Annotated in this window: 15 protein-coding genes and 1 tRNA gene; 8 read left to right on the forward strand and 8 right to left on the reverse strand. The window is 43.4% G+C overall.

Annotation, left to right across the window (positions count from 1 at the left end; genetic code table 11):
• The first annotated feature begins 328 nt into the window (after positions 1–328).
• Positions 329–1,645 carry a 5-demethoxyubiquinol-8 5-hydroxylase UbiM gene (gene ubiM / locus EGV92_RS02545; protein WP_131667635.1) on the forward strand — a complete coding sequence of 439 codons (1,317 nt, stop codon included), beginning with the start codon at positions 329–331 and terminating at the stop codon, positions 1,643–1,645.
• A gap of 114 nt (positions 1,646–1,759) precedes the next feature.
• Here ubiM and EGV92_RS02550 read toward each other — a convergent pair whose 3' ends face one another.
• The 6 genes from EGV92_RS02550 to betB all read right to left on the reverse strand — a co-directional run bounded on the left by EGV92_RS02550 (position 1,760) and on the right by betB (position 11,842).
• Positions 1,760–2,569, reverse strand: coding sequence for an SCO family protein (locus tag EGV92_RS02550; RefSeq protein ID WP_131667636.1), 810 nt, complete (start codon positions 2,567–2,569; stop codon positions 1,760–1,762).
• Between the two features lie 83 nt (positions 2,570–2,652).
• The gene (locus tag EGV92_RS02555) at positions 2,653–3,441 is read right to left on the reverse strand and encodes a formylglycine-generating enzyme family protein (RefSeq protein ID WP_207401725.1); all 789 of its coding nucleotides are present in this window, start codon (positions 3,439–3,441) and stop codon (positions 2,653–2,655) included.
• A gap of 216 nt (positions 3,442–3,657) precedes the next feature.
• On the reverse strand, positions 3,658–5,190 hold the full coding sequence (gene nirK, locus EGV92_RS02560) for a copper-containing nitrite reductase (RefSeq protein WP_131667637.1): 1,533 nt from the start codon (positions 5,188–5,190) through the stop codon (positions 3,658–3,660).
• A gap of 945 nt (positions 5,191–6,135) precedes the next feature.
• A complete protein-coding gene (betT, locus tag EGV92_RS02570) occupies positions 6,136–8,142 on the reverse strand; it encodes a choline BCCT transporter BetT (RefSeq protein ID WP_131667639.1) in 2,007 nt (668 codons plus the stop codon).
• Positions 8,143–8,502: 360 nt separating this feature from the next.
• Positions 8,503–10,206, reverse strand: coding sequence for a choline dehydrogenase (gene betA, locus EGV92_RS02575; protein ID WP_131667640.1), 1,704 nt, complete (start codon positions 10,204–10,206; stop codon positions 8,503–8,505).
• Between the two features lie 139 nt (positions 10,207–10,345).
• Positions 10,346–11,842 carry a betaine-aldehyde dehydrogenase gene (gene betB / locus EGV92_RS02580; protein WP_131667641.1) on the reverse strand — a complete coding sequence of 499 codons (1,497 nt, stop codon included), beginning with the start codon at positions 11,840–11,842 and terminating at the stop codon, positions 10,346–10,348.
• 782 nt (positions 11,843–12,624) lie between these two features.
• Between betB and EGV92_RS02585 the strand changes: the two genes are divergently transcribed.
• A tRNA-Val gene (locus tag EGV92_RS02585) sits at positions 12,625–12,701 on the forward strand.
• 232 nt (positions 12,702–12,933) lie between these two features.
• Here EGV92_RS02585 and EGV92_RS02590 read toward each other — a convergent pair.
• Positions 12,934–13,146 (reverse strand): helix-turn-helix domain-containing protein, encoded by a 213-nt coding sequence (locus tag EGV92_RS02590; RefSeq protein WP_131667642.1) that lies wholly within the window; start codon positions 13,144–13,146, stop codon positions 12,934–12,936.
• A gap of 638 nt (positions 13,147–13,784) precedes the next feature.
• Here EGV92_RS02590 and EGV92_RS02595 point away from each other — a divergent pair.
• The 6 genes from EGV92_RS02595 (at position 13,785) to EGV92_RS02620 (ending at position 18,530) form a co-directional block, all read left to right on the forward strand.
• Positions 13,785–14,279 carry an REP-associated tyrosine transposase gene (locus EGV92_RS02595; RefSeq protein WP_131667643.1) on the forward strand — a complete coding sequence of 165 codons (495 nt, stop codon included), beginning with the start codon at positions 13,785–13,787 and terminating at the stop codon, positions 14,277–14,279.
• A 201-nt stretch (positions 14,280–14,480) separates the two neighbouring features.
• On the forward strand, positions 14,481–16,049 hold the full coding sequence (locus tag EGV92_RS02600) for a DUF637 domain-containing protein (RefSeq protein WP_165525540.1): 1,569 nt from the start codon (positions 14,481–14,483) through the stop codon (positions 16,047–16,049).
• Positions 16,050–16,057: 8 nt separating this feature from the next.
• Complete coding sequence (locus tag EGV92_RS02605; RefSeq protein ID WP_131667645.1) at positions 16,058–16,459, forward strand: hypothetical protein; 402 nt, start codon at positions 16,058–16,060, stop codon at positions 16,457–16,459.
• Between the two features lie 99 nt (positions 16,460–16,558).
• Positions 16,559–17,593 carry a DUF637 domain-containing protein gene (locus EGV92_RS02610; protein WP_278248247.1) on the forward strand — a complete coding sequence of 345 codons (1,035 nt, stop codon included), beginning with the start codon at positions 16,559–16,561 and terminating at the stop codon, positions 17,591–17,593.
• A complete protein-coding gene (locus tag EGV92_RS02615) occupies positions 17,590–17,916 on the forward strand; it encodes a hypothetical protein (RefSeq protein WP_131667647.1) in 327 nt (108 codons plus the stop codon). Before EGV92_RS02610 ends, EGV92_RS02615 begins: the two co-directional genes overlap by 4 nt.
• 119 nt (positions 17,917–18,035) lie before the next feature.
• Entirely contained in the window at positions 18,036–18,530 is a 495-nt protein-coding gene (locus EGV92_RS02620; RefSeq protein ID WP_131667643.1) for an REP-associated tyrosine transposase, read from the forward strand.
• Positions 18,531–18,793: 263 nt separating this feature from the next.
• Here EGV92_RS02620 and EGV92_RS02625 read toward each other — a convergent pair whose 3' ends face one another.
• Entirely contained in the window at positions 18,794–19,123 is a 330-nt protein-coding gene (locus EGV92_RS02625; protein WP_131667648.1) for a MafI2 family immunity protein, read from the reverse strand.
• Between the last annotated feature and the right edge of the window lie 13 nt (positions 19,124–19,136).

Genomic DNA, 19,136 nt, shown 5'->3' on the forward strand with positions numbered 1-19,136 from the left:
AGCTGAGTAGAGAGGTAGCTGTTAACTTTATAGCATTTAACCTAAACGCTATCCGCGGTATATGAGTAATCCTTTAGTGGTATGACAACTGGTCTATATTGGCGTAGACTCTTACCAGTAAGTTTTTTATTCTCAGATATTGTTAATCTGTATAGTCAATCCGCTATTAGTCCAGTACAGCAAACGGGTGACGGATAATACCTTTTAATTAAGTCGATGATACAACGATTCTTGGCAGATGGTGACTACTGAAACACAAGCCCGTTAACCGCTTCTTGGTAGTCCAGTCCTATTCTTTTATTTTCTGACAGAACAATAAGAGTCAACTATGAATACAGCCAATCCAACTACTTCTACTACCAGTCCTACGCCAACAAGCAATCCTATCGATACTCAATCTCTCAATACTCATTCTAGCAATACCCAAGCCAACCATGCTCAATCGAGCCATACCCAATATACCGATATCATTATCGTAGGGGCAGGCCCTATTGGACTAAGTATGTGTCAAGCCTTAAAAAATACTGGACTACGTGTACATTTGTTAGAAAAACAGTCGCAAGAGGCCATCGCTCATCCTCAATATGATGGTCGTGAGATTGCTATTACCCATCGTACTAAAGGCTTCATGAAGCGACTAGAGCAATGGCGCGAGCTGGATAAAGACCGTATTCACCACCTCAAGCGTGCTGAAGTCTACAACGGTCAGTCTCTATTTGCATTAGGCTTTGACAAACCTGATCGGGTCCGTGGCCGACCTATTGAGACTTTAGGCTATCTTTTGGCCAATAGCGCTATTCGTCAGGCCGCGTACAATGCATTACTGCCCGAATTACAGCATCCAAGCTACCTAACTGCGGAATTTGGACAAACTATTCAGAAGATCAGCAGTCATGCCGATTATGCTGAAGTGCAACTTGCAGAGGATCGAGCGATACAAGGCAAGCTACTATTAGCCGCAGACTCTCGAGTGTCGTTTGTACGAAAGGCCTTAGGCATTAGCGCGGATATGCAAGACTTTGGCCGTACCGTACTGGTATTTCGCTGTCGCCATACTATGACTAACCATCTCACGGCTCATGAAGGATTCTACTATGGCAAGACCTTAGCCGTATTGCCGCTAGGGGAGTTTGAGTCGTCGATGGTCATTACTATTGCCAATAACAAAGTGACGACGCTTAAAAATCTATCCAACCAAGCCTTAGCACTTGAGCTGAGCCAATGGCTGGGTGGCCGCTTGGGTGAGATAACGATAACTAGTGAGATATTTAGCTATCCACTACTCGGCGTGCATGCCAACACTTTTTATGCTCAGCGTAGTGCGCTTATTGGTGATGCCGCAGTGGGCATGCATCCTGTCACCGCTCATGGTTACAACCTTGGCATGGAGAGTGTTGAGATACTCAGCCGACTGATCCACAAGGCTGCCATGCGTGGTCAAGATATTGGCAAGACCAGTCTACTGCGGCAGTATCACCGTAAGCACAGCCTGAAAACTCGTCCTATGTACCACGGCACCAATGCTCTGGTGAAGCTTTATACAGATGATCGCCCGCCTGCCAAAGTTGCTCGCCATATCGGTCTTAGAGTGAGTAATATCTTAACGCCAGTGAAAAAAGTGATTACGGCGCAGCTGACAGGATAAAAGCAAAAGTTGACCTTTTTACACGTATAAAAAAACCAGAAACCTGATGATTTCTGGTTTTTATTTATTATAAATTAGCTTGCAAAGCCTTAGATAAACCTTGGCAGCATAACATCAGTCACTATGCGAGTTTAGATACTCGATCAGTGGCTTAATGCCAGAGTCAGAAACTCCCACGCCTTGAGCAACCAAACGTCCCTCTTTATCCAGCACTGATATTAGGTTCGAGTGGTTAATATCGCCATTATCAGCGAACTTATATTTGATATTGAGAGTATTGGCTAGCATCCGCGTCGAAGCGTCATCACTACGAATCAAACGCCAGTTATCACCTAAATCATTATGTGCAGCATAGTTTGCCATCACTTCGGGGGTATCGCGCTTGGTATCTAACGTCGCGAGTAAAAACTGCGTTTGCGCGCGCGCCTCAGGGGTCATCTCATCATACATTTGCTTCATGGAGCGTACTAAGATAGGACAAGTATGCTGACAGCTGGTATAGGCCATTGCCACGACTTGATTCTTACCTTTTAACTCATCCAAAGAGAGCGCCTGACCATTTTGGTCTAGCCAGTCGCCTCCTATCTGATAGATAGAATAGTCTTGCCCCAATGCTTCAGCAGGCTCAGTAGGATTCATATCATTATGAGCCATTGCAGCATGATCAGACCCCGACTGGTGGTGATCCATACCATCTTGATGCATCTGCGTGCTAGCGGTGTCTTGAGTGACGGCTTCAGTCTGCTCACCCGCCGCTTGATCGTTTGTTTGCGGACCATTTGCTGATGGATTACAGCCTAGTAGCATCAGACACAGACTGCTACTGACAGCCATTTTAAGAAGATTAATCGGTGTCGCAATCGAGGTAGAATGATGGGTGGCTTGGTAAGAATGTGGTGATGAAGCGCGCGGTATGAAGGTCATAAAATATCCTTAAATCATGTGCAAAAACTCTGCGAATCGAAGCCAGAAATATAGGGTTATTGTTCAATAAACAAAATCTTTACTTAACCAACCGCACAGCGGAACCCCAGACTGCTGACGGTATATTTAGCTTCTAAACTTGAACGAAATCCGTAACGCATAAAGGCTGCATAATCACTTGGATCTACCGCCCCTATTGCCGCCGAACCACAAAACAAGTTTTGATTTAGATTGCTATCTGAGCGCGACTCTCCGGTGACGAGATTGTTATTAAAATTCTCCGTCCACTCCCAAATAAGACCATGCATGTCTTTGATCCCCCAGTAATTAGCAGGCGACTGACCGACTTTATTCATCTCATATTGACTGCCGCCTGTTTGGGCATACCAGTCTAAAATACGCTGGTTATATCCTGCCTCCCTACTGCCATTTTTGTGCGTTTCTGAGGCCTGCGCCACGTACTCCCACTGCTCAACGGTGGGTAAATGCTTTTTTAGACCTCGGCAATACTGATTGGCCGCGTACCAGGATACATTGACTACAGGTTTTTGGAGATCCTCTCGCTTTGGTACAAAGCCTTTAGACGTTTTTTGCCAATGCTTTAGATAGCCTGTGTCAGCAAAAATAGGCGCTATAGTCTGCTTTTGGCATTTGGGATACTTTTGCACAAATCGATAGAACTGAGCGTTAGTCACCGGTAGCTCATCGATATAGAAGGGTTTTACCGACACCATGGGGCTATTGTTACTGAGGTATAAAGGTCGATAGACACCTTGATCAATCGGTAAAAGCTTGGCCTCTACTGACGTTACCATACCCACAATCAAGCTCAATCCCATAAGGTACAATAATCGATGATAAGTTGCTGACATGATTTCTCCTCAAGCCCAGTATATTCGCTTAGATAGCCATTTATAAAGTCAGGTCAGCTTTTATAAAATATGAAAAGCTTGACTATGCAACTATATAACTGCGCAGTTATGCAACTTCCCAGAAGATAATAGTCTCAAGACCGAACACCGAATGATGGTCGGTCCTGATATATCATTACTACTGTTCGCTAGCAGTGATAGTCTACTGATAGCGCCTTACTTGCGAGCAGCTTTGACTTGTTCAGGGGTGACTTCACCACCTTTATTTCCCCAGCTATTTAGCACATAAGTTACGACATTTGAGACTTGTTCATCGTTTAAGGCGACTGCTGGCATAACACTGTCGTAGACCTCACCATTCACTGTAATTTTGCCGGTTAGCCCGTGCAAGATAGCATTGATGGCGCGACTTGGGTCTTCATTGAGATAGTCAGATTTCGCCAATGGTGGGAAAGCTTTGGCAACACCTGTACCATTTACTTGGTGACAGGCGGCGCAGTTATTCTCATACACAGCTTTACCCAGCTCAATACGCTCTTGTTTATTCGCCGCGGCTTTTTGCGGCGCTTTTGCGTCATCATTGATACTTTGGGTGGCAGAGCCTTCAGGTAGATAGACGCTATCGCCTATTTTCCCTGAGTAGATTTTTTTGTCCTCAGGACCATCAACTTTTAAGATACCAAGCGCCCCTTTGTTAAAGGCTCGGAAAATAGAGTGATCAACTAACACGTAATCGCCTGGCACATCGACTTTAAATTCAGTAATGGCTGAGCCGCCAGCTGGAATGAGCGTCGTCTGCAGATTATGAGTCTCATTACTGCCACCTTCTTGATGCACAGTATCGAATATTTCACCAATGACGTGAAAGGATGACACTAAGTTAGGACCACCATTACCAACGAACAAACGAACCGTCTCACCGACATTGGCTTTGAGGGCATTGTCTCCAGTCAGCGACCCTACTGCGCCATTAAAGACGACATAATCAGGACGCTCATCTACTGCTTTATCCATATCGAAGGGCTGTAAGCCTTGCTCACCATAATTGCCTTTGGTATAGAAGTCGCCTTGCATGACATAGTATTCATGATCGACTTTTGGCATGCCCTCTTTAGGCTCTACTAGTATCAGACCATACATGCCATTAGCAATATGCATCCCCACTGGTGCTGTAGCGCAGTGATAAACATATAGCCCAGGATTTAGAGTTTTAAAGCTAAACTGCGAGGTATGACCTGGCGAAGTGAACGATGATGCTGCGCCGCCGCCTGGTCCTGTAACTGCATGCAAGTCAATATTATGTGGCATTTTGGAATCAGGATGATTGGATAAGTGAAACTCGACCTCATCCCCTTCACGGACCCGGATAAACTGCCCGGGTACTTGACCGCCAAATGTCCAAAAGTTGTATTCCACACCATCGGCCAGTCTCATGGTCTTCTCTATCGTTTCCATTTTCACGACGACCTTGGCAGGATAGTCGCGATCTATAGGTGGTGGCACCTCAGGCGCATGGGTCAAGACCGCCTCTATGACCGGTAGCTCCCCCCCTTTAGTTGTAGCCTCAGCTTTTTGAGTGCTTTGCTCGCTAGTCACTGTCGCTGCTGAATCTGTCGCACTCTTTTCGCTGGCGGCTTTATCGCAGCTGGCCATGCTCAAAGATCCCAGCGCTAAGACACAAGCGATTGCTAATTTTGAATAAGTAAAAGATTGATTGTGCACATTTGCTTTAGAACTAAAAAGGGGCATATTAGCCTCCATTAATTGCGGTAAGTGGCTGAACTTCCTATACATAAGATTGAAATTTATATCCATGATGGAAGTAGGCTTCTTAAGATTCATTCTAAATACATGTTTAGGATTACACAAACTTATTTTTAGTTTTGTTAGTCATTTTTTTCTGAATACTTAACGTTAAAAAAATGATTTACAATATATAGTTATCTTAATCTAGTCACTTTAATTAAGGGATCTTAATCCAGTCACCTTACAAATAGCCTTAATAAAAAAATCCCAAGTCCGCCAATCTGAGGTTTAAATAATCATCAATCTTGGCTACAGTCAGCCCACCTTCAAACTGTAACAACAGCTATTATTAAATAACTGATTTAGATCATGTTCCAACCAGCCTTGCCTTAACTTTTTTACCTCTGCCCATCTCTTTTATACTAGAGCAGTGCTCTCCGGCTTGCACTCGGGCAAAGCACTTTTGTCGCCAGTTGTACTTGTCGCTGCATGGTTGACCTTGTGAGGTGTGGCCAAAAGCCCGTAATACTTCCGTCTCAAAGCCACTCTCGACCATATAAATGATGGGGTAGCCTAGACATTTATAACACTTAAGTTTTAGCTGATACTCTAATCATTTCAGCAGCGTGAGACTTCCCTAGCCACTCGCTCGCCGCTATATTCGCCCATTGGCAACCGCTAATAACGGATAACTTATTGATTAACGCGGCTAGTAATGATATCGCGGACAGCCACGACTGTAATCAAAGTAACTTTCGTGCGGACAGCTTTACAGACTCTAGCCCGTGCAAGGCTGAAAAAGGCTGCGAGTATCGTATTGGTCTGAATATTAAGTTTTGAAGTCAGCTACTATAACGTCCTAAAGCTTTTAACCACTCCCTAAAAACGTAAAAAAACGGCGGAGTAAATATACCCCGCCGTTTCTAGTTTTAGACTATTTTTTTACCCTTAGTTCGTTAAATGCAAATACTGCATATGACGCTCGTATTGATTAAGAATATCGACCAGCACTTGCTCTTTGGTATAGCCGACTAAGTCATACTCTTGCGAGCCTTCACTTAAGAATACTTCAGCTCGGTAGTAGTAGTCTGACTCTTTTGCAGTCGTTTTTAGCGTAAAGTTTGGACGCTCGGCTTTGACCATATAAACATCATAGACAAAGTCATCATCTTGACCATGACCGACACGCAAACTTAAGCCTTCAAACTCACCTTGAGTACCGTCGTGTTCTGCCAAAGTGGTCACCAAGCCGCCCGCTTCTAGCTCGGCGCTAACCTCTTGCATAGCAGGTAAGACGATAGTCTGCATAAAGCGGCGCACTTGCGCACGGTCTGGGAAGCTGACAATGCGCTGCAGTCTTGCTTTCCAGCCTTTGCCGCCATTAAGCACATTGGCCGTACCGACTGAGCTGGCTTTGCGCTTATGTCCCTCTTCTTTAAGTGACTTCCACATAGAGACCATGTAGAGCACAAGGATGATGGAGAATGGCAGACCAGCGATGACCGACACAGATTGCAGCGAGCTAAAGCCACCGGCAAATAATAAACCAAGAGTAATGAGACCCGTCGCTGCCGCCCAAAACAAGCGCAGCCAAACAGGCGCATCAGCATCATTAGTAAGGCCTCTGCTGCTTAAATTGGCTAAGACCAAAGCGCCAGAATCCGCTGAGGTGATAAAGAACACCAAGCCGATCATGACACCGGCAAACGATAAAATATCGCTATAAGGATAGTATTCAAATAGCGCAAACATACCCATCGCCGCATCGTTGACAGCCACTTCACCAAGTGCAGTAGCGCCGCCTGCGACCAGCTCAATCGCAGAGTTACCAAAGATGGAGAACCAAGCAAAGATAAAGCCAAGTGGGATAAACATCACCCCAAACACAAACTCGCGCAGCGTGCGACCACGGCTGATGCGGGCAATAAACAGACCGACAAATGGCGCCCAAGCAACCCACCATGCCCAGAAAAAGACGGTCCACCATGATTTCCATTCAGCCCCGCCAGCACCATCGTAAGCATAGACATCAAAGGTCTTCGCCACGATATTCTGGAAGTAATAGCCGACATTTTGGGTGAAAGTATTGAGCAAGTACACAGTATTGCCCATCACTAAGATGGCGATTAGCAATAAAGTCGCCGTCAGCATATTAAATTCTGACAAGCGGCGGACACCTTTTTCGACACCCGTCATGGCTGAGATAGCCGCTGCTGCAACGACCGCAACAATGATAATGGTCTGAACCATCTTGCTAGATTCAATACCAAACACGTGGGTAAGTCCAGCATTGGCCTGAAGTACACCGATACCAAGGCTGGTAGCGATACCCATCAGCGTACAGACGACCCCGAAAGTATCGACGCTATCACCAAGCCAGCCTTTGACCAGTCTTTCACCAAAGATAGGAGTCAGTGCTGAGCGCAGCGCCAAAGGCATATTTTTACGATAGGCAAAATAAGCCAGTGCCATACCAATCAAGGCATAAATACCCCAGCCGTGCAGTCCCCAATGCAAGAATGCCTGTGGCACAGCTTGGCGCATGGCCTCAGCACTGGCAGGGTCTAATCCTGTATGCGGAGTCAGGTAGTGCATCAATGGCTCAGAAGCCCCAAAAAATAGTAGGTCAATACCAATACCGGCGGAGAACAGCATCGCCGCCCAAGCTAGAAACGGAAACTGCGCTTTTTCGTGGTCTTGGCCAAGCTTGATATCGCCATAGCGAGAGCAGCCAACAAATAGGGAGAAGATACTATAAGCGGCGACGACCAGCATGTAATACCAGCCGAAACTATCTGAGACCCAAGTCATCGCTGAACCGAGCAGACTTTCACTATAGTCAGGAAAAGCAATGGTCCAAATGATCAATAATATAGAGATGATGGCGGCGCCAGAAAACACTGTCTTATTTAATGACAGGGTTTGCCCAGCATCACCAGAACTGGTGCTATGCATAGTGTGTCCTCAAAATTAAAAGACTCCATAAAGAGCCAGGAACATACGCCACTCACAACCTTGCTAATGTCTTCTGCACCAACTAATGGGAGAGACTTCTGTTCAACTCTCATGGCTTTGTAAGGCGCTTAAAGCCACCCCAGTCACGCTAAAAGCCTTCTTAGGAGGATTAATTAAGCAAAATATGCCACGAGCTGATAGTTAAAGTTGGGAGTGAGGTATCGTTAACGAAAATTCAGCGCCCCTAGCGGTGGGACGCTGAATAAAAACAAATAATAATCGCGGCTACCGCCAATCAATAACTCACTTATTTAGTCAGCTCATTGAGGCAGATCGGCTAAAGCCAGCGGACTTGCACTGCTAGACTTCAGCGGGCTGATATTGACGCATGGGCTCGCCTCTAATCGGAGCACCATTTGCCACATAGTAGTCAGCCGTAGAACGCGGTAGCTGCACACCTTTCATTTTATCGGCAATCTTCTCTGCTAGCATGATGGTCGTCGCATTTAAGTTACCGCTGATGATATTGGGCATGATTGAGGCATCAACCACGCGCAGACCATCAATACCGTGTACTAACCCTTCCCCATTAACCACCGACTCATTGTGCTCGCCCATCGGACAAGTACACGACGGATGGTAAGCGGTCTCACCGTGCTCACGAACATAGTCATCAAGCTGCTGATCAGTGACCAAGTCTGCACTTGGTGATAACGCCTTACCGCGGAAGGGGTCTAACGCTGGCTGATGGATAATCTCGCGAGTGATACGCATCGCCGCACGGAACTCCTGCCAATCTTGCTCATGCGACATATAGTTAAATAAGATACTCGGGTGTGCATTGGGATCACGCGAGGTCAGCTTCACGCGGCCACGACTTGGCGAGCGTAACGAGCCGACATGCGCCTGAAAACTATGCGAGTCACTGGCATTGCGACCATCATAACGCACGGCAAGCGGTAAGAAGTGATACTGAACATTGGGATGGGTAAACTCTTTATGAGTGCGGATAAAGCCGCCTGCCTCAAAGTGGTTGGTCGCGCCAAGGCCCGTCCCTTTAAATAACCACTCAGCCCCAATAAGCGGTTTGTTCCACCATTTGTTCGCTGGTGCTATCGACACCGGCTTGATGCACTCGTACTGCATATACAGCTCTAAGTGGTCTTGCAGATTATTTCCCACCCCTGGTAAATCAAGCACTTCGGTCACGCCGACATCTTTGAGCCATTGACCAGGACCGATGCCCGAGCGCTGCAATAATTGCGGCGAGGCAATCGCCCCTGATGACACAATCACTTCACGAGCCGCATGAAAGGTCTTGGTCGCGCCTTCATGCAATACCTTGACACCGATGGCACGCTTACCGTCAAAGAGAATCACATCGGTGAGGGCACCGGTCAAAATCGTTAGATTGCTACGCGGTTTGGCACGGTCAAGGTAGCCACGGGCTGTTGACGCTCGGCGACCATTTGGAGTGACGAAACGGTCCATCGGGCCAAAGCCTTCTTGCTGATAGCCGTTTAAGTCTTCGGTGCGTGGATAACCCGCTTGCACACCAGCCTCAATCATCGCTTCAAATAACGGATTAACGCCTGGCTTGGAGGTAGTCATCTCAACAGGACCGCCCACGCCGTGGTAGTCATTCTCACCCGCATCACGGTTTTCGGCTTTTTTAAAGTACGGCAGACAGTCTAGATAACTCCAGTCCTCAAGACCGTCGATCTTGGCCCAATTATCAAAGTCCAAGGCATTACCACGGATATAACACATGCCATTAATCAGTGACGAGCCGCCAAGGCCTTTACCGCGGCCACAATCCATGACGCGGTTATTCATGTTTGGCTCAGGATCAGTCTTGTAACCCCAATTGTAAGTCTTACCTTGTAAGGGCATCGCTAGCGCTGCTGGCATCTGCGTGCGAAAGTCTAAGCGATAGTCAGGGCGACCGGCCTCAAGCAGCAGTACCTTAGTGTTGGCATCTTCAGTTAGGCGTGTGGCCAGTACGTTCCCCGCTGATCCTGCGCCGACGATGATATAGTCGAACTCTGGTGTTGTTGCTGACATAAAATCTCCAAAATACTGATAAAAAGTAGCTGGCAGTGACGCAAAGCTTCGGATAATGACGTCATAATAAATATCGTCACTCGTTAAAACGTCGCTTTATAAAACGTCACTGCTGAACAAATTTATTCAATACTAAAACTTAAAATACAGATTCAAATGCGCCCAATTCAACTTGGATAGACTTGGTTTGGGTATAGTGCTTAAGAGTTTGGATGCCATTTTCACGGCCAACACCTGAGTGTTTGTAGCCGCCAACTGGCATTTGCGCTGGCGACTCGCCCCAAGTATTAAGCCAGCAGATACCCGCTTCAATCTGAGCGATGACTCGGTGAGCACGATTCAAATCTTTTGTTACGACACCAGCGGCCAAGCCATACTCGGTCGCATTGGCGCGCTCGATAACTTCTTCTTCACTCTCAAAGGTCAATATTGACATGACAGGGCCAAAGATTTCTTCACGGACGATACTCATATCATCGCTACAGTCAGTAAAGACAGTTGGCGCTACATATGCCCCCTCAGCTAACTCGCCTGAAGTGACACGCTCGCCACCACATAACACCCGAGCGGCGCTCGCTTTGCCTTGCTCGATATAGTCCAGTACGCGCTGCATATGCGGGAAGCTGACCAATGGTCCCATGGTGACGCTCTCATCCATCGGATCACCAAGCTTGATACGCTTGACGCGCTCAAGGATGGCCTGCTCAAACTGCTCTTGCAGCGATTTAGCAACAAACACCCGCGTGCCATTGGTACAAACCTGACCGGTGCTATAGAAGTTCGCCATCATGGCAATATCAGCAGCAGTATCAATATCAGCATCATCAAAGATAATCAGCGGCGACTTACCACCAAGCTCCATCGTGACGTCTTTCAGCGACGATATTGCCGCACCTGACATGACCTTTTTACCGGTAGGAACACCGCCAGTAAACGATACTTTGGCGATATCAGGATGCTGAGTCAGGGCTTCGCCGACTTCATAGTTGCCTTGAACCACGTTAAAGACGCCATCAGGCAGCCCTGCTTCGGTGAAGATTTCTGCAAGCTTCAATGCGGTTAATGGCGTGACCTCAGACGGTTTAAAAATCATCGCATTACCCGCTGCTAAGGCTGGTGCGGCTTTCCACATGGCGATCTGAATGGGATAATTCCAAGCGCCGATACCAGCTACCACACCAAGTGGCTCTTCACGGGTGTAGACAAAGCTCGTCTCACGAAGAGGAATCTGACGGCCTTCGATGGTCGGTGCCAGTCCCGCATAATATTCGATGACATCCGCCCCTGTGACGATGTCCACATATTTGGTCTCTGAGATACCTTTACCTGTATCTTTACTCTCAAGTATTGCCAGCTCATCATTACGCCCGCGCAATATCTCGACTGCTTTTAGTAGGATACGGCCACGCTCTACAGGGGTCAGCGCCGCCCAAACCTTTTGGCCTTTTTGCGCCGCTTTTACTGCCGCATCAATCTGCCCGGCGGTGGTCTGCTGAACAGTCGCAAGCACCTCACCTGTGGCAGGATTAATCGTATCAAAAGTCGTCAATGCTGAATCGACTGGTAAATAACTGCCATTGATATAGGCGGTTTGAATTTGGCTAAAGTCTTCAGTATTAAAAGTAGATGTGCTCATAAAGTTTCCTAATAAAAATGATATTGATGTAAGTCTCAATAAGTTTTAAACCGTTAAATATGATGCTTTACCCTATCTCTAGTCGCTATCTGGACAGTCCTCTCCAAACCGCTAACACTCAGCTACTCTTGTCAGTCCAGACAACGATGGATTATCTGCTTTTTATTGAAACAAGTAGCAGGACGATCATTAAATCAATGGCTGTAAATAAGAATGATTATCATATGATAATTAATTATTTAAGCTCGTCCTAGCTAATAAATGTTTAGCGATTGTTAGATTTTAGGGACAACAGGAGTCAGGCCACCAATTTGGCAGAACAAAAATGCACTGTCTGGCTTAACTAAATTAAGGAGCAGTCAAATTAAGTGACCGTTAGGATAAAGCTTGGATATTATTATTGGGATGGATCAATCACGCCCCACCAACAAGTGGACTTGTCGATAGATTTATTGCGCTGATCAAGTAGGTAGGTAGGACAATCTAGGGTATAAATCATAAACTGTGGTATAACTCATCATAGGGTTAAGTTAATCAAGTTTATCGAAGACACGCTAAAATTTTAAAAATTAAAATAACAAAATAATTATATCAGAGATAGGTCATTGAGTTAAATATGATTATTTTGATGTTAATATTTAGTTTTGTCAATTATAGCCATTTAGTACTCTCTTAAAAAGTGGTGAATTAAAAGCTGACCCTATATTTTGCATCTTTTTTTGAATTAATTATAAAAAACGCTTGCATAATCCTAAAAATTTGCTAAGATACGTCACCTCAATAGGCGTATAGCTCAGTTGGTTAGAGCGCTACCTTGACATGGTAGAGGTCGCTAGTTCGAATCTAGTTACGCCTACCAAGATTCGAAAAGCCCCAATCTTTATGATTGGGGCTTTTTTTTGTTTTTTTTTCAAGGATTTAGAAAGATTGATGAAGCTTTCAATTTGGTTTATTTAGCAATATCTATCAATCTTAAAGATGGCTTAAAAAGTTGTGTGCCCATTTTGTGCCCAAACTGTGCCTTTTGCTAAATTTAATCAAGTAGCCAAATAGCGCTTTTGACCTCTACTCTTAACTTAAGCTTATCAAACTTATTCTTCATTTTTAGCCTTATTTGGGTCAATATCTGCCTCGATATATTCAAAAATTTCGCCGACGCCAACACCTAAAAATTTGCACAGACTATCAATCGTATCAAAATCAATACGTGATGATTGATCGTTATATCTCTTATGCAATGTTGTTTTATTAATTCCAGTCGCTCGTGCTGCATCCGCTACCTTTAACCTTCTTTCAGCTAACAAAGTAGGTAGCCCGTAGGTTGGGTCTTTGTATCGTAAAGATAGTTCATAAGTAACGGTGCGCCCGCTTCTCCAGCCGCCGCTGACAATCTTCCTGTCAAGGCATCACTGCCTGTGGCACAGCTTACTGCCGCGCCTAAGATGGTATGCGCTAATAGATGCTTTGGACTGCCTTCTCCTGCTAGTTCTGTATTGTTATTCTTCTTATTTATATAGTCACTGCCTTTGAATACTTGACCTATTTGATTGGCGACATAAGGACTGACTGCTTTGAGATTGCATGATTGCCAGTATTATGAATGCCAAACAGACAATTCTTGCCTTGTTCATTGTCATTTCTTGCACTAATAGGTTTATGAACTTGTTAAGGTTCGGTAAAGTGTGAGTCATCAGAGAACTGACTATTAGGCCAAGATTTAACAGTTTTTTTTATTTTTTTTCGTGTACAGATATCTTAACTATATTTACTAAAGTGTTCAGGATGGGCATTCACATAGTCATTAAACTGTTGTTGAGTCATGCTTAGTTCTTGAGCGGCATACCATACTCAAAGTCTTGGTCTAGCGCGTAGGTTGGGTGGAGCTTGCGACACCCAACATGATAGATTAAAATTAATTCTACCCTACTATTTGTAGAATACCATGCAATATCGAAGGCACTATCATCAGGGCGCAAGTTATTTCTTCACAATCAACCTTGCCGATAGATCAAGTGACTTGCTTATTAAAGAGATTGAAACCCTACGCAACGCCTTTAAAACCGTCAAACAAAAACATCCCTTTCACATTGATGCTATCGTTATTTTACCTGATCATTTGCATCTGTTATGTACAATGCCAAACGACGATGCTCACTATTCTAAACGTATCAAGCTTATTAAATACTACTTCTCATATCGTATTGCCAAAACCGAACGTATCTCAAAGAGCCGTCAGAAAAAAGGCGAGCGCGGTATTTGGCAACGTCGATTTTGGGAGCATTGCATACGTGATGAATTGGATTATCGCACTCATATCGATTATATCCACATGAATCCTGTGAAGCATGGCTATGTTGAACGGGTTCAGGATTGGCAATACTCATCATTCCATAAATTCGTATCGGAGGGTTTATTACCCGTAAATTGGAGTGATTGAATAGCTCTTCGATATCTAATTGTTGGGGGTCGCAAGCTCCACCCAACCTACCTACTGATTGTCCAAGTGCCGCTAACTAAAGAGCAGCAAAAGGACAATAAAAACCTCGTCAACGTCATCAACACCATGGCAAACCAACCCGGCTATGGCTACCTAAAAGACATCACCAAAAGAGACGATGTTGACTTTAGTGTCATACGCTTGGCACAAGAAGACTGGGACTATGAGCAAGAAGGATTAACGCCAGCAGGGGCGGCATTGCTAACATTGGCGGTGGCATGGGCAGCAGGACCGACTGCAGCAGGTATAGCAGAGAGTGTCGGTGGCGTTGGCGGTGCGGCAGCCAGTGCAGGCTTTACCTCATTGTCTACCCAAGCAGCTATTGCATTAGCAAATAATAAGGGGGATATCGCTAAAACCTTAGATGATTTGGCGAGTAGTGATACAGTCAGAGCAACCTTAACAGCAGCACTCACAGCTGGTGCATTAGAATACATCAATACTACCGTCATGCCAGATGTGTTCAAAAATCTATCCATTGAAGATGCGAAAAGCTTACAAGGTAGACTGGTCAATGGGACGTTTGAAGGTACAACGTCTGCATTGGTGGATACGGCTATTAATGGTGGTAGTCTATCAGATAATCTAGAGGCAGCCCTATTAAATAGCTCTGTCAATGCCGCTCATGGCTTTGCGGCAAGTGAGATTAAATTAGCACTTAACAATGACATTCTCAGAATTATTAGCCAAGCTGCAGCAGGCTGTGTTGCAGGAGAGTTAAAACGTGCTGAGTGTGAAGCAGGTGCAATAGGCTCGGGTGTAGGCGAGTTAGCTGCTGAAATTATGCTTGATGGTAGAAATCCAACGTTTGTAGATGATAAAGAACTGCAAAATATCATTGAGCTTAGTAAGTTTATTGCTGGTGTCAGTGCAGCCTATGCTGGGTATGATGTCAATGTAGCTATTGGAGCAGCCAATACAACCGTTATTAATAATGGAGTTAAGGATAAGGCTCTACTAAAATTAGAAAATGCTAGAAAATATTTAGATGATAAATCTAAACAAGTACTAGATAAGTTTATTGATGCTTATAAAAAAGGAGACATTGAGCTTGCCAAAAAATATAAAACACAGCTTGATGATGCAATATCTGACTGGGCATCATCTGGTAGCTATGAAATACTTGGCGTTAATCCGAAGGCAGCTGTCGGTGCAGCTGTATTTGCTGTAGGTGAGCTTGTTATACCTACTAATGTTGTTGATGTTGTGCCTGTTGGTAAGTTAACTAAGGCTGGGAAGGCTTTAAAGCTGACAGAACATGCGGCCAGTTCTTTTCAAAAAAGCTCCCCTATTATTGTAAGTGGAACTCGAGCCATTGATAAGTCCTCAAAATATGAAGAAGGTGTAAGATCTTTATATAACAACGCAACCTTTTCTCAAAGACAATACTCTGTGATTATTAATGGAGTTAGGGTAAACGGGGTAGCAGATGACGTAACTAGTATTTCAGGCAGGTTGACAGCAGTAGAAGCTAAATACGTTGATGATTGGAATAAATCAATAAGAAACCCTCTTAGCTCCATCGGTGATAAACCTTGGGCTGTGTCTGAGCAAAATAAAATGGTAGAGCAAGCACGAAAATATAGTCATGCTTTTGAGGGTGGAGTTATATATCATACTAATAGTACTGAGCTTGCCAGTTATTATAGTCAAGTATTTAAAGCTAGTGGAGTTTCAAATTTCAAATTTATTATTTCTCCAACCAAGTGAGTTAAAATATGGAAACCTTTAACGAGTTAGTTAGTAAAGTCGATGCATTCGAAAATCGTAAAATTCCAGGAACTGAGTATATAGAGAATCGATCCGTTTTATATTTTCAAGATAACTGTAAAAATCCTATAGATAAGCAATTTTTTACTATCACAAATTTTGTTAATCCACCGACTGCCAACAACGGGGCAGCCAATTTAGTGGGATGCGTAATTAGCCTACCAAACAGGAAAAAATTCCATGCGATACTCATCCACGGTGATAAAGAAGATATAAAGGGTTGGGAGGAGGATATTAAAACAGCATCAAAATCTATGAAGCTTTCGATTGGTTATATCGAAAATGGTAGCTTATTTGCCACTGGTGATGACACTTTTAATCTGAAGGATTGTGATGTTAGTTTTTATTAATAGGACTTACGCAACATCACAATGTTAGTAGGGTGCATTCCATGCACCTTTATCTAACGGTGCATAAAATCTACTATACAACTCCCATGTTCGGGTAGACTGGTCAATGGGACGTTTGAAGGTACAACGTCTGCATTGGTGGATACGGCTATTAATGGTGGTAGTCTATCAGATAATCTAGAGGCAGCCCTATTAAATAGCTCTGTCAATGCCGCTCATGGCTTTGCGGCAAGTGAGATTAAATTAGCACTTAACAATGACATTCTCAGAATTATTAGCCAAGCTGCAGCAGGCTGTGTTGCAGGAGAGTTAAAACGTGCTGAGTGTGAAGCAGGTGCAATAGGCTCGGGTGTAGGCGAGTTAGCTGCTGAAATTATGCTTGATGGTAGAAATCCAACGTTTGTAGATGATAAAGAACTGCAAAATATCATTGAGCTTAGTAAGTTTATTGCTGGTGTCAGTGCAGCCTATGCTGGGTATGATGTCAATGTAGCTATTGGAGCAGCCAATACAACCGTTATTAATAATGGAGTTAAGGATAAGGCTCTACTAAAATTAGAAAATGCTAGAAAATATTTAGATGATAAATCTAAACAAGTACTAGATAAGTTTATTGATGCTTATAAAAAAGGAGACATTGAGCTTGCCAAAAAATATAAAACACAGCTTGATGATGCAATATCTGACTGGGCATCATCTGGTAGCTATGAAATACTTGGCGTTAATCCGAAGGCAGCTGTCGGTGCAGCTGTATTTGCTGTAGGTGAGCTTGTTATACCTACTAATGTTGTTGATGTTGTGCCTGTTGGTAAATTGGGTAAAGCAACAAAAGCACTTGGGGCAGTATCGCCAGAAATTAAAATTATTGATAAAATTAGATCTACTCGTCCAACAAGATATGCTTACTTAACAGACCAACAATTCTACTTAAAAATTCAACAAACAATGGAGGGTCAAAAGGTTTCGGTTAATAGTGGCAAAACCTTATATTTAAGCCCTGATAAGAAAGATATACTAATAATTGATCCAAACAACCCTTTAGGAGGAACTATTTTTCCAAACGATAGAACCAGCTCAAAAACAAACGAATATATTAGACAGTTTATTATCGACAATGGAGGAACAAAATTTTGAAGGATAAAATCATTGTTAAAATTCTTTTAGACTATGGTGCGGAAGAGTATATTTGGCATACACCATTTCAAAGTATTGTTGATTTAGTCCAATGGTGGAGATCTATTGAGTCTATAGATATTAGTAATGATAATATTAGAGAAATTATCAATATTGGTCAGCTAAAAAAAATTATTTTAAATAAAGATGTCGATGATATACCTGAAGTCTCAATAGAAAAATCTCCAAGAATTATGTTAGACAATGATTACTCATCATATCTTTTTTATGATGGTAAGCAATACTACCATAGAGGAAAAAGATTTTTAGAGACGGACACCTAAATACTTTGAGGGTTGGAATAAATCAATAAGAAACCCTCTCAGCACGTAGGTTGGGTGGAGCTTGCGACACCCAACATGATAGATTAAAATTAATTCTACCCTACTATTTGTAGAATACCATGCAATATCGAAGGCACTATCATCAGGGCGCAAGTTATTTCTTCACAATCAACCTTGCCGATAGATCAAGTGACTTGCTTATTAAAGAGATTGAAACCCTACGCAACGCCTTTAAAACCGTCAAACAAAAACATCCCTTTCACATTGATGCTATCGTTATTTTACCTGATCATTTGCATCTGTTATGTACAATGCCAAACGACGATGCTCACTATTCTAAACGTATCAAGCTTATTAAATACTACTTCTCATATCGTATTGCCAAAACCGAACGTATCTCAAAGAGCCGTCAGAAAAAAGGCGAGCGCGGTATTTGGCAACGTCGATTTTGGGAGCATTGCATACGTGATGAATTGGATTATCGCACTCATATCGATTATATCCACATGAATCCTGTGAAGCATGGCTATGTTGAACGGGTTCAGGATTGGCAATACTCATCATTCCATAAATTCGTATCGGAGGGTTTATTACCCGTAAATTGGAGTGATTGAATAGCTCTTCGATATCTAATTGTTGGGGGTCGCAAGCTCCACCCAACCTACCTACTACGGTGTTAGGCTCACTCGAAGTGCTATTTGTACATCTTCGCTCGCCTGCCTTGTACCGAATTTATTTGACTCTGGCTATATAACTTAAAGTTCGCTTACCCTCATCTTATGATCATAATTAATAAGCCTATGTTGCATCACCACTATGCTATTTTATTTTGTCATTATATAAAAATCACTGAGATGTCAGGTTTGTAACTTACTCATTACCATCTCTTCATAAATAGCACTTCAATTTTATCCGATCCACTTAACTCATTAATATTAAACTCTTTACTATCATTGATTACAATATGATGATTAAAAGAGTAATTAAGATTTAAGTTGCTAGAATCTAAGAAGCCATCTAGTAAAATTTCAAACTCTGATATTATCTCTTGATTTATCGACTCCAAATCATCTTCTATTTTTTTATTTAATATAAAGTATATTTTAATTTCGCTTTCGTTAAATTCAAAAGCTATACTTCTGAAATTATCACTGATTTCAAACAAGCATGCTTGAGATAATAAATAATATAAGTGAAATACGTTCATTTTTAAAAACCTT

Source organism: Psychrobacter pygoscelis (genome assembly GCF_004335015.1).
Classification (GTDB): domain Bacteria; phylum Pseudomonadota; class Gammaproteobacteria; order Pseudomonadales; family Moraxellaceae; genus Psychrobacter; species Psychrobacter pygoscelis.

Coding starts and splice junctions, on each gene's coding strand:
- betT (WP_131667639.1), bottom strand. CDS start 8,142: ATGCATAGCACCAGTTCTGGTGATGCTGGGCAAACCCTGTCATTAAAT.
- EGV92_RS02620 (WP_131667643.1), top strand. CDS start 18,036: ATGCAATATCGAAGGCACTATCATCAGGGCGCAAGTTATTTCTTCACA.
- EGV92_RS02605 (WP_131667645.1), top strand. CDS start 16,058: ATGGAAACCTTTAACGAGTTAGTTAGTAAAGTCGATGCATTCGAAAAT.
- betB (WP_131667641.1), bottom strand. CDS start 11,842: ATGAGCACATCTACTTTTAATACTGAAGACTTTAGCCAAATTCAAACC.
- betA (WP_131667640.1), bottom strand. CDS start 10,206: ATGTCAGCAACAACACCAGAGTTCGACTATATCATCGTCGGCGCAGGA.
- EGV92_RS02625 (WP_131667648.1), bottom strand. CDS start 19,123: ATGAACGTATTTCACTTATATTATTTATTATCTCAAGCATGCTTGTTT.
- EGV92_RS02550 (WP_131667636.1), bottom strand. CDS start 2,569: ATGACCTTCATACCGCGCGCTTCATCACCACATTCTTACCAAGCCACC.
- nirK (WP_131667637.1), bottom strand. CDS start 5,190: ATGCCCCTTTTTAGTTCTAAAGCAAATGTGCACAATCAATCTTTTACT.
- EGV92_RS02595 (WP_131667643.1), top strand. CDS start 13,785: ATGCAATATCGAAGGCACTATCATCAGGGCGCAAGTTATTTCTTCACA.
- ubiM (WP_131667635.1), top strand. CDS start 329: ATGAATACAGCCAATCCAACTACTTCTACTACCAGTCCTACGCCAACA.
- EGV92_RS02555 (WP_207401725.1), bottom strand. CDS start 3,441: ATGTCAGCAACTTATCATCGATTATTGTACCTTATGGGATTGAGCTTG.